The sequence below is a fragment of the Mesobacillus boroniphilus genome, from assembly GCF_018424685.1.
Classification (GTDB): domain Bacteria; phylum Bacillota; class Bacilli; order Bacillales; family Cytobacillaceae; genus Mesobacillus; species Mesobacillus boroniphilus_A.
This window is the reverse complement of sequence record NZ_QTKX01000001.1, coordinates 2297306-2312599: the sequence shown is the minus strand read 5'-3', so window position 1 is coordinate 2312599 and position 15294 is coordinate 2297306. Positions and strand designations below refer to the sequence as shown.

Sequence of the window (15294 nt, the reverse complement as noted above, 5' to 3'; positions counted from 1 at the left end):
CATGAAGAAGATGGAATACATTAATGAGATTGTAAGCTGGGAAGAGGAGTTTGAATTTTTTTATCAGGTGAAGGTTCGATTTTCAGAAACAGATATGTTTGGCCACTTAAATAACACTGTTCCATTTACATATTTCGAACAGGCAAGGATTGAATACTTCAAGAGCCAGGGTTTCATGCAAGATTGGGTCAAACCAGAGAATGAGACGATTCCGGTCGTTGCCGATTTGCAATGTGATTATTTAAGCCAGATCTTTTTTGATGAGGACCTGAAAATTTATGTGAAGGCCAACTCAATTGGAAATTCCTCAGTTGATCTTCACTATATGGTCAAAAAAGCGGACGGCTCGATTTGCCTGACTGGAAGGGGAACGATCGTACAAATTTCCAAGAAAACAGGCAAGGGAGTATCCTGGACGGAGGATATGAGGCACTTGTTTTCAGAAAGCAAGAAATCCGTCGTTAAATAAGATTTAGGTTTCATTAATAAAAATTGCCATGAAGTCCCTTAAATATTGTCACTACAATACTTTCCTTCACATATGATATTTTGACTAAATTTATACCCACCCCGCAGTTCACAGCTGGCGAAGGCAAGGAGGGTTACAATACTTGAAGGAAAATGAATATACTCACAAGCCATTACTCACTAAACGCGAAAGAGAAGTTTTCGAACTGTTAGTACAAGACAAAACAACAAAAGAGATCGCTAGTGAATTATTTATCAGCGAAAAAACGGTTCGGAACCATATTTCAAACGCCATGCAAAAGCTTGGTGTAAAGGGGCGTTCCCAAGCTGTTGTAGAGCTCCTGCGTATGGGAGAGCTAGAACTTTAATCAAGACCGGCCAACCCGGATGGGGGGCCGGTTAAGATGTTTATAGGGGTAAAACAGGCAGTAATCGGAATTCTGTCTTGAAATTTGCTCGAAAAAAGTAGAAAATAAGGACAATAGTAAAAATGATTATCTCGGCTTGGAAAACAAGTTTTATGGATAAAGTGAAATAGATTTATTTAGGAGTTGTTACGGATGAAGCTTGAAGGGGTAGGGAAAAATCAGGGGCTGGAGACGGTTGCTGATATCGAAAAGGATTTGCGGTACATATCTGGGATTATAAAGCAGAAGGGACGCGAGCTCCTCAGCAATTACACAATTACTCCTCCACAGTTCATTGCCCTGCAATGGCTATTTGAAGACGGAGATATGACAATCGGGGAACTGTCGAATAAAATGTTCCTGGCATGCAGCACGACCACTGATCTTGTTGACAGGATGGAGAAAAATGAACTTGTTGTAAGAGTGAAGGATCCTAATGACAGGCGTGTAGTCCGCATCCATCTTCTAGAAGAAGGCGAAAGGATCATCGATGAAGTGATCAAGAAACGCCAGTTGTACCTTCAAGAGGTATTGAAGGATTTTTCAGGTGAGGAAATATTGTCCCTCAAAGAGGGCTTAGCGAAATTACATCAAGAAATGCGTGGAGAATGAGGCGAGTTTTTTGAATCGACCAATAGGAATCATTGATTCAGGAGTAGGCGGGCTAACCGTTGCCAAGGAAGTCATGAGACAGCTTCCATATGAACAGATCATCTATGTCGGTGATACGGCCCGTTGTCCATACGGGCCTCGTCCTGTAGAGGAAGTGAAGAGATTTACCTGGCAAATGACCCGTTTCCTGCTGGAAAAGAATATTAAAATGCTTGTCATCGCTTGCAATACAGCGACCGCGGTAGTCCTTGACGAAATAAGGAATGAACTCTCGATTCCTGTGTTAGGCGTCATCCAGCCGGGCGCGAGGACAGCAATCAAGGTAACGGACAATTATAAAATCGGCATTATCGGAACTGAAGGCACTGTGAAAAGCCGTGCCTACGAGCATGCGTTGAAATCTATCAACCGTAAGACTGCCATTGAAGCACTCGCTTGCCCTAAATTCGTGCCGCTTGTAGAAAGTGGGGAATATGATGGACGGGTCGCGAAGAAAGTGGTGACTGAGACCCTACAGCCGTTAAAAGGGCAGGGGCTTGATACATTGATCCTGGGATGCACCCACTATCCTTTGCTCGAGCCGCTCATTAAGGAAGTTATGGGTCCTGAGGTCAAAGTGATCAGTTCCGGCGAGGAAACAGCGCGCGAGGTAAGCACGATCCTCGGCCATAACGACATGTTTGCTGACAGGGAAGACCTTCCGGAGCATTCATATTACATGACAGGCTCCAGAACGATTTTTTCCTCCATAGCATCCCAGTGGCTGGAGAGGCCGATTGAAATCGTTGAGAAAATTAAATTAGGATAATCATGGCTTCCGGAAACGGAGGTCTTTTTATTTGCAGTTTAATTCTTTTTATTCTCAAAAATCTTCCCAAAAGACGGTCTAAAATATCCAAAGGCTCGTATACATATTAGTACAAACTGTCTTTGGAGGGATTTATATGTCAAAAAATAAAAAGGCTGTGGTCGTTACAGCTGCTACATTGGCAACTACGGTATTCCTATCTGGCTGTGGACTGTTCGGGGGCGAGGAAAAGAAGAAAATAGATCCTCCCCAGGATGTAACTTTCATGGAAGATGGGGAGACGCTTGATGAAAATGTTTCTACAGAAACAAAAGAGGATGGAAAAGAAGCTGTTGAGACGTCCATCCAGACAGAACTGTATTTGATCGACAAAAACGGGTATGTCGTTTCACAGACATTGGGCCTTCCTAGAACAGAAAGTGTCGCCAAACAGGCACTGGAATACCTTGTGATGAATGGACCTGTCGAGCAAATGCTTCCAAATGGCTTCAGGGCCGTCCTTCCAGCTGACACACAAATGACAGTGAACATCGAGGACGGAACCGCAACAGTTGATTTTTCAAAAGAATTCGCAACCTATAAAAAAGAGGATGAGAAGAAGATCCTACAGGCTGTGACATGGACGCTTACCCAGTTCGACACAGTCGATGAAGTGAAGCTTCAGATGAATGGCACGCCTCTTGAAGCTATGCCTGTAGGCGGTACTCCGATTGGAGGAGAATTGAGCCGTGCGGATGGCATTAACGTGGATAATTCCGATGTCGTTGATATCACAAATACTAAAGCAGTCACGGTTTATTATATTGGCGGTGAGGAAGGCGCGTATTATTATGTTCCTGTAACAAAGCGCGTCAGCAATGATGTTAAGGATAACATTACCGCAATCGTAAACGAGCTTGTTGAAGGTCCTGCGTATGCATCCAATCTTCTGTCGGAATTCCAGTCTGGTGTGAAGCTGCTTGACACACCTATGGTTGAGGATGGAAAGGTAACTCTGAACTTCAATGAATCGATTTACGGTAACTTTGAAGAAAAAATGGTTTCTAAACACCTGCTAAATTCACTTGTACTGTCATTAACAGAACAGACGGGCGTTGAGAGTGTTGCCCTTACGGTGGATGGGAAGGCAGATGTATTGACAGAGTCGGGGGAAAAACTGGCTGAGCCGGTTACAAGGCCTGAAAAAGTAAACACAGGTAGTTTTTAATAGCAAAATTTTGATATACTAATTAAAGACATTCAAAGAGGCAGGCGTATTTCCTGCCTCTTATTTATTGTTTTTTCCAGGCAGCCTGCCTGCCTTTTATCATGCTAAGGAGGGCTTTTTAAATGCGATTTGATGGGCGTGAACCCTTGCAATTAAGACCGATACATATTGAAACTGATTATTTAAAACATCCAGAAGGTTCTGTGTTGATCGCTGTTGGAGATACGAAAGTGATATGTACTGCCAGCATCGAGGAACGCGTTCCTCCGTTCATGAGGGGTGAGGGGAAAGGATGGATTACGGCAGAGTATTCTATGCTGCCGCGTGCTACAGAACAGAGGAATATACGTGAAGCGGCAAAAGGCAAGATTTCCGGAAGGACGATGGAAATCCAGCGCTTGATCGGCAGAGCGCTGCGCGCAGTCGTAAATCTTGAGGCTATAGGCGAGCGTACTGTTTGGGTCGATTGTGATGTTATCCAGGCAGATGGCGGTACCCGTACTGCTTCAATCACAGGAGCTTTTGTAGCGATGGCTATGGCTCTTGAGAAGCTGAGCAAGCAAAAGAAATTGTCAGCTTTTCCTGTTACTGATTTTCTAGCTGCGACGAGTGTTGGGGTTTTGAAGAACGGCGAGGTTGTTGTTGATTTGAATTATGTCGAGGATTCCGCTGCTCATGTCGACATGAATGTTGTCATGACAGGCAATGGCGAATTCGTTGAGTTGCAGGGGACTGGAGAAGAAGCTACTTTTTCATACAGCCAGCTGCAGGAACTTTTAAAGGCAGCACAAGAAGGTATAACAGAACTCTTCGAAAAACAGAAGGAAGCACTAGGCGAAGAATTGGCAGCCAAGATCGAGGGTGCAAAACAGAGATAGGGGAGATCTCAAAATGGAATCAGTCATAATCGCGACAAAAAATAAAGGAAAAGCAAAAGAGTTCGAGAAGCTTTTTTTGCCAAAAGGGTTGGTGGTAAAAACTTTGCTCGATTACGCAGAGATTGAAGATGTAGAAGAAACAGGCTCAACTTTTGAGGAGAACGCCATCTTAAAAGCGGAGACAATCGCTAATAATCTTGGTGTACGAGTGATTGCGGATGATTCTGGGCTTGAAATTGACGCATTGGAAGGACGTCCAGGGGTGTATTCGGCACGTTACGCAGGTTCTGAAAAAAATGATGAAAACAACATCGACAAAGTTCTTGATGAACTACAGGGTGTGCCAGAAAGTGAGCGTACCGCAAGATTCTGCTGCGCACTCGCAATGGCAGAGCCAGGTAAAGAGACATTGACTGTTTTCGGGACATGTGAAGGAAGAATCCTGAATGAAAGACGGGGTACCAATGGTTTTGGCTATGATCCGATTTTCTACGTAGAAACAGAGGGAAAAGCTATGGCCGAATTGGCTTCAGATGAAAAAAACAAAATCAGCCACCGGGCCAATGCGATCAGAAAACTGGATGATCTTCTACAAAAGCGTGGGGAAAGCCATGAGTAGGCTGCTGATTGTCAGTGATAGTCATGGGTCAACAGAGGTGCTTGAGGGAATTGAAAAGCTGCATGGCAATGATGTGGACTTGATGATTCACTGCGGTGACTCAGAGCTTTCTGAAAGCGATGCTGCTATTGTGAATTTCAATTCGGTGAAGGGGAATTGTGATTTTTATGGCAACTTTCCTGATGACGAAATTCATATGATAAATGGCGTGAAAATTTTTGTGACACATGGGCATCTATACTCAGTTAAGTCTACACTCGTAAACTTATATTATAAGGCAAAAGAACTGCAGGCAGATATCGTATGCTTTGGGCATTCACATTTGCTAGGAGCAGAAATGGTAGATGACGTACTTTTCATCAATCCGGGAAGTATAAGACTTCCACGCGGCAGGACTGAAAGAAGCTATGCGATCCTCGAGCTGGAAAACGGAAAAGCAATATTGCGGATCTATGACTATGGAAACGGTGAGATGACTGAGCTAAGGCAGGAGTTTTCACTTCACAAAACGAGCTAAAACTACTATAATGATTTTCTGAGGGGAGTCAGCAGGTTTCCCTCAGAAAAAAAGTTTTCATTTTTTATTGACATTTAGTTATTTGCCTAATATAATAAATCTTGTCTTTAAAAAACAACCAAGTCCCAGTAGCTCAGTTGGATAGAGCATACGCCTTCTAAGCGTACGGTCGGGAGTTCGAATCTCTCCTGGGACGCCATTTAAACTACATACCTTAACTCACCTTTTTGAAAGGTGAGTTTTTTTTGTCCTGCCCCCGGAAAATAATGATCTTACCCACTCGCGGGAAAGAAGACAAAATATGGGGTTAAAAGAAAAAATTTATTTTTTTATAAATGTGAATATATCAACAATGTAAGCGTATACAAATAAACTAACTAATCTAAATTATCAAATAATTTAGAAAAAGGGTGTTGACGAGGGTGAAAATTGGGCGTAAGATAATCCTCAAATAAAAAAAACAACTTGAATGCATCGAAAGCGTCACATAGTTTTATATTAATTTTTGGATAATGTAAAACTGTATTTTTTTAACCCGTGAATTTAATAATTTAAAGCGTCTATTCATTAAAGGAGTGTTTATTGTGCCCGATCAGTGGATCTACTTAAACGGTGAATTTGTCACCAAGGAAAATGCTAAGGTTTCGGTATATGATCATGGATTTTTATACGGAGACGGTATTTTTGAAGGGATACGGGTATACAGCGGCAATATTTTCAGGATGGAAGAACATATGGATCGACTATACCGGTCAGCAAAATCCATCATGCTGAACATGCCACACTCTAAGGAGGATTTCACTGACCTGGTTGTCGAGACAGTGGAACGGAATCAATTGAGAGATGCTTATATCCGGATCGTCGTTTCCAGGGGTGTAGGGGACCTTGGGCTCGATCCCTATAAATGCCCGAAAGCAAATGTGGTCGTCATTGTTGAGCCCCTGGCTATTTTCCCAAAAGAGTTATATGAGCGCGGACTGGATATTGTAACGGTCGCAACAAGAAGGAATCGTCCAGATGTCTTAAGCCCAAAAGTGAAGTCACTGAATTATTTAAATAATGTTCTTGTAAAAATCGAAGCACATCTGGCAAATGTAAGTGAGGCGCTCATGCTAAATGACCAGGGCTATGTTGCTGAAGGTTCTGCAGATAATATTTTTATCGTAAGAGGTAATAGCTTCCTCACTCCGCCAGGGTATGTAGGAGCACTAGAAGGAATCACCAGGAATGCGGTAATTGAGATCGCCAAAAATCTTGGGTACGAGGTCAAGGAGGAGCCATTTACCCGCCATGATGTATACACAGCCGATGAGGTATTCCTTACCGGGACTGCAGCAGAAGTAATTGCAGTCGTTAAAGTAGATGGCAGAGTCATCGGCGATGGAGTACCAGGACAGCATACACAAAATATCCTGCGTGAGTTCAGGGCAAGAGTTGTTGTAGATGGTATCCAGGTTTACCCGGAAAAAGCTCATCAAGTCAGTTGATTAAAGAATTTAGATTTCATACGAAAAGCAACAACGAAACAGTCTAATTTCATAAGGATAAAGCGAGGACAGGGACAAGTAATTTATCGCGATCAGCATGAACAGAGAGCCGGGATAGCTGGAAACCGGTGATGCCGCGATAAATGAACTCACCCTGGAGCACCAGTTTGAAAAGAATCTTAGTAAAACTGGTCGAGTGCTTGGCACTTGTTATCAAAACCGGCAGCTGTAGCTGTCACGAGTGCACGCATCATGCGTGAATAAGGGTGGTACCGTGGAAAAAGGAGATAAAGCCTATTCCATCCCTTTGCCTGGGCAACCTTAGGCATATGGAGATGGATAGGCTTTTTTATTTTGAAAAAAATACAGAAAGTTCAAAAATTGGAGGTTCGATAAATGGAAGCTGCCTTGAAGGAAACAAAGGCTAAAACGAGTGAAGTAAGCGGTGCCGATTTGCTGCTTAATGCGCTGGAGAAGGAAAACGTCGAAGTTATTTTTGGCTACCCAGGAGGGGCTGTCCTTCCGATTTACGACAAGCTCTATGATTCTAAAATTCTTCATGTGCTGCCAAGGCATGAACAGGGAGGGATCCATGCAGCGGAAGGATATGCGAGAATCAGCGGAAAACCAGGCGTAGTAATTGCTACATCTGGACCGGGAGCGACCAATATCATCACCGGCATTGCTGATGCGATGATGGACTCATTGCCGCTGGTAGTCATCACGGGCCAGGTCGCGACAGGGGTGATTGGTACAGATGCCTTCCAGGAAGCCGACATTCTTGGCATCACTACTCCTATTACGAAGTACAACTATCAAGTTAGGGATATTAAAGACATCCCGCGGATTATCAGGGAAGCATTTTATATTGCGACAAGCGGAAGACCTGGTCCAGTTGTCATCGATTTCCCAAAGGACCTTGCAGCGGGTGTAGCGGCAGTGCCAGTTGAGGAGGAAATCCATCTCCCTGGTTACCAGCCTACAATGGAGCCGAATTTCCTTCAGGTAAGAAAACTGTCCGAAGCAGTCAGCAGGGCAAAGCGGCCGGTCATTCTCGCAGGAGCAGGTGTCCTCCATGCGAAGGCGTCGAGCCTGTTAAAAGAATACGCAGAACAGCAGAACCTCCATGTTGTCCACACATTATTGGGGTTGGGGGGCTTTCCGGCAGGACATGATCTGTTCCTTGGAATGGCCGGGATGCATGGATGCTATGCAGCAAACATGGCGCTTTATAATTGCGACCTGCTGATCAATATCGGAGCAAGATTCGATGACCGGCTGACAGGAAACCTGAAGCATTTCGCTCCAAAAGCAATGGTTGCCCATATAGATATCGACCCAGCAGAAATCGGTAAAAATGTGCCAACGCAAATTCCGGTCGTTGGCGATGCAGGAGAGGCTTTAAGACAGTTGCTCAGACTGGGAGGCAGTCCGCCGGTGCAGGAGGAATGGACAGAAACGCTAACAGCCTGGAAAAAGGATTTTCCATATCATTACGAAAACAGTGACGCGCTAAAACCGCAAAAGGTTATGGAACTCCTTTATGAAAAAACGGCGGGCGAAGCGATTGTCGTTACCGATGTCGGCCAGCATCAAATGTGGGCAGCGCAATATTATCAGCTCCAGCACGCTGATCGATGGGTGACCTCAGGAGGACTCGGGACAATGGGGTTTGGACTTCCGGCAAGTATTGGAGCACAGCTGGCAGATCAAGATGCATGTGTTGTCGCTGTTCTCGGAGATGGCGGCTTCCAGATGTCAACGCAGGAGCTGGCGGTCATCGCTGAATTTCAGCTGCCGATCAAAATAGCGATTTTTAACAACAAAGCGCTTGGAATGGTCAGACAATGGCAGGAAATTTTTTATAAAGAAAGGTATTCCCACAGTAAAAATCCGGTACAGCCATCTTTTGTAAAACTGGCAGAGGCTTATGGCATCAAAGGATTTGAAATCCACTCGGAGGAAGAAGCACATTTAATTCTGGATCAGGTCCTGCATGACAAAGAGCCGGTGCTGCTCGATTTCAGGGTGGATGGCGCTGAAAACGTCTACCCGATGATCGCGCCTGGAAAAGGAATCAACGAAATGGTGGGAGTGAAGAAATGAAAAGGATTATAACGATGACGGTATTGAACCGTCCGGGTGTACTTAACAGGATTACGAATCTTTTTTCAAAGAGGAACTACAATATCGAAAGCATTTCGGTAGGCCTAACCGAGCAAGAGGGAGTTTCGAGAATTACTTGTGCTGTCCATGTGGAGAGTGACGGGATGGTCGAACAAATCACCAAACAGCTCAATAAGCAGATTGATGTCCTTAAAGTAGCAGATATCAGTGACCAGGCGATTGTCGCCCGGGAGCTCGTTCTCATGAAGGTGCCCGTCCTTCCACACAACAGAGCAGAAATTTATTCGATCATTGAACCGTTCAGGGCATCGGTGATTGACGTCAGCAAGGATAGCATCATCATCCAATTGACAGGTGAAACGGAAAAGATTGAGGCGTTTATCGATTTGATCAAACCATATGGAATCAGAGAATTGGCACGTACCGGAACGACAGCATTCCCAAGGGGAAACCAGCGAAGTACCCAGCAAAAATCATTTTCTTTTGTGTGATAAAGGACTCTTTTCGTAAACTTGCTTGATTTCTTAACGTATAAACGAAAATCTTGTGCAGAAGTTTCCTCGAAAAGAGCCCGATACCTTTAATATTGCGGATACAAGAACTGGCACGAAGAGCATTAATCAATGTGAAAACTATTTTGATACAAACTAAATTTCATTTTAGAAAGGGAGAGGTAATATGGCGAAAATGTACTATAACGGAGATGCGAATGAGGCTTATTTCAACGGGAAGAGAGTAGCAGTTGTGGGGTACGGCTCACAGGGCCATGCACATGCACAGAATCTTCGCGACAGTGGGGTTGAGGTTGTCATTGGATTAAGGCAAGGGAAGTCATGGGAAAAAGCAGAACAGGACGGCTTTGAAGTTAAAACAGTTGCTGAAGCTGTGGCAGCAGCAGATGTAGTCATGATCCTTTTGCCGGATGAGAGACAGACTGCTGTGTATAAAAATGAAATCGAACCTCAGCTGTCTGGCCAGGCGCTTATGTTCGCCCACGGCTTTAACGTGCATTTTAACCAGATTGTCCCGCCGGAAAGCTGTGATGTTTTGCTTGTCGCACCAAAGGGTCCTGGGCATTTGGTCAGAAGGACTTACCAAGAAGGAGCAGGAGTGCCAGCACTATTCGCGATCCATCAGGATGTAACGGGGACGGCAAGGGAACTTGCGCTGGCTTACGCGAAAGCAATCGGTGCGTTGAGAGCCGGGGCACTTGAAACAACCTTCAAAGAAGAAACTGAAACGGATTTATTCGGAGAGCAGGCAGTGTTATGCGGCGGACTGACATCACTCGTGAAAGCAGGTTTCGAAACACTTGTCGAGGCTGGCTACCAGCCGGAACTGGCTTATTTCGAAACGATGCATGAACTGAAGCTGATTGTTGATTTGATGTATGAAGGCGGACTCGAAGGAATGCGCTATTCGATTTCTGATACAGCTCAATGGGGCGACTTTGTCAGTGGACCGAGGGTGGTAAATGACCAGGTTAAAGAGGAAATGAGAAGGGTTCTGACGGACATCCAGGAAGGCACTTTTGCAAAAGGCTGGATTGCTGAAAATGAAAACAACAGACCAGTCTTTAATAGCATCAATGAAAAAGAAAACCGCCACCAGATTGAAGAGGTAGGAAGAGAACTGAGAAAGATGATGCCGTTTGTCAACAAACAAAAGCAGAGAGAAGTGGCTGCCAGTGCGAAGAATTAAAATTTTTGATACGACATTGAGGGATGGGGAGCAGTCAGCCGGGGTCAATCTGAATTTTTCCGAAAAGCTTGAGATTGCGAGGCAATTGGAGAGGTTGAATGTTGACATAATTGAAGCTGGATTCCCTGCAGCATCTAAAGGAGACTTTGCTTCAGTAGCTGAAATTGCACGCCAGATCAAAGGGTGTTCGGTTACAGGACTGGCAAGATCGGTTTTAACAGATATAGACGCAGCATGGGAGGCATTGAGGCAGGGAGCAGAGCCGAGGCTTCACCTCTTCATCGCCACCTCGCCAATCCACAGGGTCCACAAGCTGAAGCAGACAAAAGCTGAGGTCATCGAAACGGCGGTAAGAACTGTGAAATATGCGGCAGCCAAGTTTCCGGTCATTCAATGGTCTGCTGAGGATGCATGCCGGACAGAGCTTGATTTCCTTGCTGAAATCGTAGAAGAGGTTATCAAAGCTGGTGCAAAGGTCATCAATATTCCTGACACTGTCGGTTATATTTCACCGCAGGAGTATGGCCAAATATTTACTTACTTACGAGAGCATGTTCCTTCTATTAGTAACGTCGAACTTTCAGCACATTGTCATGATGATCTGGGCATGTCCATCGCCAATTCGCTCGCAGCTGTGTCTGCAGGAGCCACACAGGTTGAAGGAACGATCAATGGGATAGGTGAGCGGGCAGGAAACGCGGCGCTGGAGGAATTTGCGGTTGCACTTCATATTCGCAAAGATCTTTACCAGGCGGATACGGGATTGAAACTTAAGGAGATTAGCAGAACGAGCAGCCTTGTCAGTAAGTTGACTGGAATGGCGGTACCCGCTAATAAAGCCGTGGTTGGAAGGAATGCATTTGCCCATGAATCAGGAATCCACCAGGATGGGGTTTTGAAGGAGAAAACAACCTACGAAATCATTTCACCTGAACTTGTTGGATTACAGAATAACTCGATGGTTCTCGGAAAGCATTCTGGGCGCCACGCGTTCCGCAACAGGTTGAATGAGATTGGGCTGACGGTTCCTGAGCAGGATATCAATAAGTTATTTTCCGTTTTCAAGGAACTTGCAGACAGGAAAAAGGAAATGACAGATGATGACCTCGTGGCCATCATCCTGGAAGAGAACCTGTCAAAAGAACAGCAATATTATCGTCTTGATTCCATTCAGGTCCAGTATGGGACCAACCAAGTGCCGACCGCGACAGTCACGCTTTTTGGCTGCCAAAATGAAAAGATCCAGGAAGCGTCCACCGGTTCTGGCAGTATTGAAGCTTTGTATAATACGCTTGAAAATTGTATGGATGAAAAAGCTAGCTTGCTTGACTACAGGATTCAGTCTGTTGGGGCCGGCAGGGATGCCCTGGCCCAGGTATATGTAAAGCTTGACTTTGGCGGTGTCGAGACGAGTGGAAGAGGCCTTGCACAGGATGTCCTTGAAGCTTCAGCAAAAGCCTACTTAAATGCAGTTAATAGAGTTCTATATATGGAAGAAACGAAGAAGGTTGCAGTCAACGGTTAAACAAATACGATAAAGAAATCGGAGGCGAATGTAATGGAAAAAAGGATCGCAATCCTGCCAGGAGATGGCGTAGGCAAAGAAGTAAGCAGGGGGGCGGTTACAATCCTCCAGGCAGTAGCTGAGCTTTTTAACCATAAGTTCCATTTTACTTATGGAGAAATCGGCGGGGCAGCAATTGATGAATTTGGAACCCCGCTCCCGGAACACACACTCGATCTCTGTAAGGTCAGTGATGCTGTCCTGTTAGGGGCTGTGGGGGGCCCTAAGTGGGATCAGATGCCTGGACATATTCGCCCTGAAAAAGGACTATTGAAAATCCGGAAAGAACTCGGGTTGTATGCAAACGTACGGCCGGTTCAATACTACTCCAGTATTTCCGGGATCTCACCCCTTCGCAAGGAAATCGTTGAAGGAGTCGACATGGTAGTGGTCAGGGAATTGACCGGCGGGCTTTACTTTGGAAAGCCGAGTGAGAGAACTGTTCAGAAAGGCGAGGCTTCTGTAGTAGATACATTGTTTTACCAGAAAAACGAGATTGAGAGAGTCATCCGTTATGCATTTGAGCTGGCCACAAGAAGGAGAGGCAAAGTTACTTCTGTGGATAAAGCAAATGTTTTGGAATCGAGCCGAATGTGGCGGGAAACAGCAGAAGAGGTGGCGAAGGATTATCCTGAAGTCCAACTCGACCATATGCTGGTCGATAATGCGGCTATGCAGCTAATCAAGAATCCGCGCCAGTTCGATGTGCTGGTCACCGAGAATATGTTTGGTGATATTTTGAGCGATGAAGCATCCGTGCTGACGGGCTCGCTTGGCATGCTGCCTTCAGCCAGTGTTTCCGTTGCAGGACCATATCTGTATGAGCCGATCCATGGTTCTGCACCAGATATCGCTGGTATGAACGCGGCTAATCCAATCGCGATGATCCTTTCAGCAGCAATGATGCTTCGACTGTCCTTTGGTCTTGAAGAAGAGGCTGAAGCAATCGAGAATGCGGTAAAGCAGGTGTTGGACGCTGGCAGCAGAACCCGTGACATTGCCTTATTCGGCACCCCATTCTTAACAACTGAAGGAATGGTTGAAGAAATCAAAGCGGTTTTGCTGGACAATGAAGCAATCCTGAATATCATGAGTGCTTACGCATAATAAAAAAGGAATTTATACAATCGGCTGTTTTGAATAGGCAGCCGGTTTTGCTTCCGGAAATAATTACGAAGCCAGGCAAGATTGAAAAGTGATTTAAAAAAGGGGAGGGTATTATTGGGGAAAACAATCATAGAAAAAATTTGGGAGAAGCATGTTGTACATCGGGAAAAAGATAAACCAGACCTAATGTATATTGACCTTCATCTTGTTCATGAAGTAACATCGCCGCAGGCTTTTTCGGGACTGAGACTAAAAAAACGGTCTGTCCGGAGGCCAGATTTAACATTTGCAACCATGGACCACAATGTCCCTACCGTCAACCGGCGTGAGATTAATGATCCTGTTGCGAAAAACCAGATGGATACTTTAAGGGATAATTGTCTTGAATTCGGCATTGCACTGGCTGACCTCGACAGTCCTGAACAGGGCATTGTCCATGTCATCGGACCTGAACTAGGCTTGACACAGCCAGGGATGACCATTGTGTGCGGGGACAGCCACACTTCGACACACGGTGCCTTCGGAGCCCTGGCATTCGGCATAGGTACGAGTGAGGTTGAACATGTCCTGGCAACTCAAACACTCTGGCAGACAAAACCCAAAACCTTGAAGGTAGAGGTGTCAGGCTCGCTTGCACCAGGCGTTAGCGCAAAGGATCTCATCCTGTTCATCATCAGTAAATACGGGGTCAATTTCGGTACTGGTTACGTAATCGAATTTTGCGGTGAAGCCATAAAGAAGATGTCTATGGAGGAAAGGATGACAATCTGCAATATGTCTATTGAAGGAGGGGCCAAGGCATCAATGGTTGCTCCAGATGATAAGACTTTTGCTTACCTGAATGGAAGGAAATATGTTCCTGAGGGTGATGTCTTCCTCGATAAAATCCTTGAATGGCAGCAACTGGCCTCTGATGAAGATGCCGTGTATGACAATGAAATTACGGTAGATGGCAATGTCATTGCACCGATGGTCAGCTGGGGCACAAATCCATCGATGACTGCTCAGGTAACGGACAGAGTACCTTATCTGGCAGAATGTGAGACTGAGGCAGAAAGGAAGTCCGTACAAAGAGCGTTCCATTATATGGGGCTGGAGGAAGGTCAGTTGATCACAGATATTAATGTGACCAAAGTCTTCATTGGCTCCTGCACGAATTCAAGAATTGAGGATCTCAGGGCAGCCTCCGAAATTATCAAAGGGAAAAAAGTGGCTCCTGGAGTCGAAGCAATTGTCGTCCCTGGGTCCCAGCAGGTCAAGAAGCAAGCTGAAGCAGAAGGTATTGCCCAGGTATTTATAGAAGCAGGATTTGAATGGAGGGAATCCGGCTGCAGTATGTGCCTGAGTATGAACGCAGACATTGTGCCAGCTGGTGAACATTGTGCTTCCACTTCAAACCGCAACTTTGAGGGCAGACAGGGAGCCGGAGCACGCACCCATTTAGTCAGCCCAGCAATGGCAGCTGCTGCTGCTCTTCATGGTCGTTTTGTAGATGTAAGGACATTGGCCGGTATTACCGTTTAGCTTCCTTTGTTACCAAATTAAGGACGAAGGCGCAATTAGGCGGCTTAACGGTGCAATTAATTTAGTTTTTGGTTCAATTAATGGCTTGAAGGGTGCAATTATCAAATTTTAACGAGCAAATATCCTCCTTTATCAAGAGAATAATTTTCCAGCAATAATTATAGCTGCAAAAATGGCCCGAAACCGGTATATTTCGGGTCATTTCATTATCATTTTGCCGTAATTAGTTTTTTTATAAGAACTTTTTTTTCGATGAAAGGAGCCTAAA

General features: G+C 45.1%; 15 protein-coding genes, 1 tRNA gene and 1 other annotated feature. All 16 genes read left to right on the top strand.

Annotation, left to right across the window (positions count from 1 at the left end):
- Position 1: 1 nt before the first annotated feature.
- Positions 2-469, top strand: coding sequence for an acyl-CoA thioesterase (locus tag DYI25_RS11845; RefSeq protein WP_213368951.1), 468 nt, complete (start codon positions 2-4; stop codon positions 467-469).
- Positions 470-611: 142 nt separating this feature from the next.
- Positions 612-836, top strand: coding sequence for a spore germination transcription factor GerE (gene gerE / locus DYI25_RS11840; RefSeq protein WP_019154738.1), 225 nt, complete (start codon positions 612-614; stop codon positions 834-836).
- 192 nt (positions 837-1028) lie between these two features.
- Positions 1029-1487, top strand: coding sequence for a MarR family winged helix-turn-helix transcriptional regulator (locus tag DYI25_RS11835; RefSeq protein ID WP_213368948.1), 459 nt, complete (start codon positions 1029-1031; stop codon positions 1485-1487).
- Positions 1488-1497: 10 nt separating this feature from the next.
- A complete protein-coding gene (gene racE / locus DYI25_RS11830) occupies positions 1498-2295 on the top strand; it encodes a glutamate racemase (protein WP_213368946.1) in 798 nt (265 codons plus the stop codon).
- Positions 2296-2431: 136 nt separating this feature from the next.
- Complete coding sequence (locus DYI25_RS11825; RefSeq protein WP_213368944.1) at positions 2432-3502, top strand: GerMN domain-containing protein; 1071 nt, start codon at positions 2432-2434, stop codon at positions 3500-3502.
- 122 nt (positions 3503-3624) lie between these two features.
- Positions 3625-4380 (top strand): ribonuclease PH, encoded by a 756-nt coding sequence (gene rph / locus DYI25_RS11820; RefSeq protein WP_213368942.1) that lies wholly within the window; start codon positions 3625-3627, stop codon positions 4378-4380.
- Positions 4381-4393: 13 nt separating this feature from the next.
- Positions 4394-4999 (top strand): XTP/dITP diphosphatase, encoded by a 606-nt coding sequence (locus DYI25_RS11815; RefSeq protein ID WP_213368940.1) that lies wholly within the window; start codon positions 4394-4396, stop codon positions 4997-4999.
- A complete protein-coding gene (locus DYI25_RS11810) occupies positions 4992-5516 on the top strand; it encodes a metallophosphoesterase (protein WP_213368937.1) in 525 nt (174 codons plus the stop codon). Before DYI25_RS11815 ends, DYI25_RS11810 begins: the two co-directional genes overlap by 8 nt.
- Positions 5517-5638: 122 nt before the next feature.
- Positions 5639-5715: transfer RNA gene (locus tag DYI25_RS11805), tRNA-Arg, on the top strand.
- 385 nt (positions 5716-6100) lie between these two features.
- Entirely contained in the window at positions 6101-7003 is a 903-nt protein-coding gene (gene ilvE, locus DYI25_RS11800) for a branched-chain-amino-acid transaminase (protein ID WP_213368935.1), read from the top strand.
- A gap of 56 nt (positions 7004-7059) precedes the next feature.
- Positions 7060-7313 (top strand) — a binding site (T-box leader).
- A gap of 86 nt (positions 7314-7399) precedes the next feature.
- Positions 7400-9109 (top strand): acetolactate synthase large subunit, encoded by a 1710-nt coding sequence (gene ilvB, locus DYI25_RS11795; protein WP_213368932.1) that lies wholly within the window; start codon positions 7400-7402, stop codon positions 9107-9109.
- On the top strand, positions 9106-9621 hold the full coding sequence (ilvN, locus tag DYI25_RS11790; protein WP_213368929.1) for an acetolactate synthase small subunit: 516 nt from the start codon (positions 9106-9108) through the stop codon (positions 9619-9621). Before ilvB ends, ilvN begins: the two co-directional genes overlap by 4 nt.
- Before the next feature lie 187 nt (positions 9622-9808).
- Complete coding sequence (gene ilvC, locus DYI25_RS11785) at positions 9809-10831, top strand: ketol-acid reductoisomerase (RefSeq protein ID WP_213368926.1); 1023 nt, start codon at positions 9809-9811, stop codon at positions 10829-10831.
- Positions 10818-12356 (top strand): 2-isopropylmalate synthase, encoded by a 1539-nt coding sequence (locus tag DYI25_RS11780; RefSeq protein ID WP_213368924.1) that lies wholly within the window; start codon positions 10818-10820, stop codon positions 12354-12356. The genes ilvC and DYI25_RS11780 overlap by 14 nt, the downstream gene beginning before the upstream one ends.
- Positions 12357-12389: 33 nt before the next feature.
- Positions 12390-13502 carry a 3-isopropylmalate dehydrogenase gene (gene leuB / locus DYI25_RS11775; RefSeq protein ID WP_213368922.1) on the top strand — a complete coding sequence of 371 codons (1113 nt, stop codon included), beginning with the start codon at positions 12390-12392 and terminating at the stop codon, positions 13500-13502.
- A 114-nt stretch (positions 13503-13616) separates the two neighbouring features.
- Entirely contained in the window at positions 13617-15026 is a 1410-nt protein-coding gene (gene leuC / locus DYI25_RS11770; protein ID WP_213368921.1) for a 3-isopropylmalate dehydratase large subunit, read from the top strand.
- Positions 15027-15294 lie beyond the last annotated feature (268 nt).

Bases quoted from the DNA above. Each gene is read 5' to 3' on its own strand.
- DYI25_RS11845 (WP_213368951.1), top strand. From the start codon at position 2: ATGAAGAAGATGGAATACATTAATGAGATTGTAAGCTGGGAAGAGGAG.
- DYI25_RS11835 (WP_213368948.1), top strand. From the start codon at position 1,029: ATGAAGCTTGAAGGGGTAGGGAAAAATCAGGGGCTGGAGACGGTTGCT.
- DYI25_RS11825 (WP_213368944.1), top strand. From the start codon at position 2,432: ATGTCAAAAAATAAAAAGGCTGTGGTCGTTACAGCTGCTACATTGGCA.
- rph (WP_213368942.1), top strand. From the start codon at position 3,625: ATGCGATTTGATGGGCGTGAACCCTTGCAATTAAGACCGATACATATT.
- DYI25_RS11815 (WP_213368940.1), top strand. From the start codon at position 4,394: ATGGAATCAGTCATAATCGCGACAAAAAATAAAGGAAAAGCAAAAGAG.
- DYI25_RS11810 (WP_213368937.1), top strand. From the start codon at position 4,992: ATGAGTAGGCTGCTGATTGTCAGTGATAGTCATGGGTCAACAGAGGTG.
- ilvB (WP_213368932.1), top strand. From the start codon at position 7,400: ATGGAAGCTGCCTTGAAGGAAACAAAGGCTAAAACGAGTGAAGTAAGC.
- ilvN (WP_213368929.1), top strand. From the start codon at position 9,106: ATGAAAAGGATTATAACGATGACGGTATTGAACCGTCCGGGTGTACTT.
- ilvC (WP_213368926.1), top strand. From the start codon at position 9,809: ATGGCGAAAATGTACTATAACGGAGATGCGAATGAGGCTTATTTCAAC.
- leuB (WP_213368922.1), top strand. From the start codon at position 12,390: ATGGAAAAAAGGATCGCAATCCTGCCAGGAGATGGCGTAGGCAAAGAA.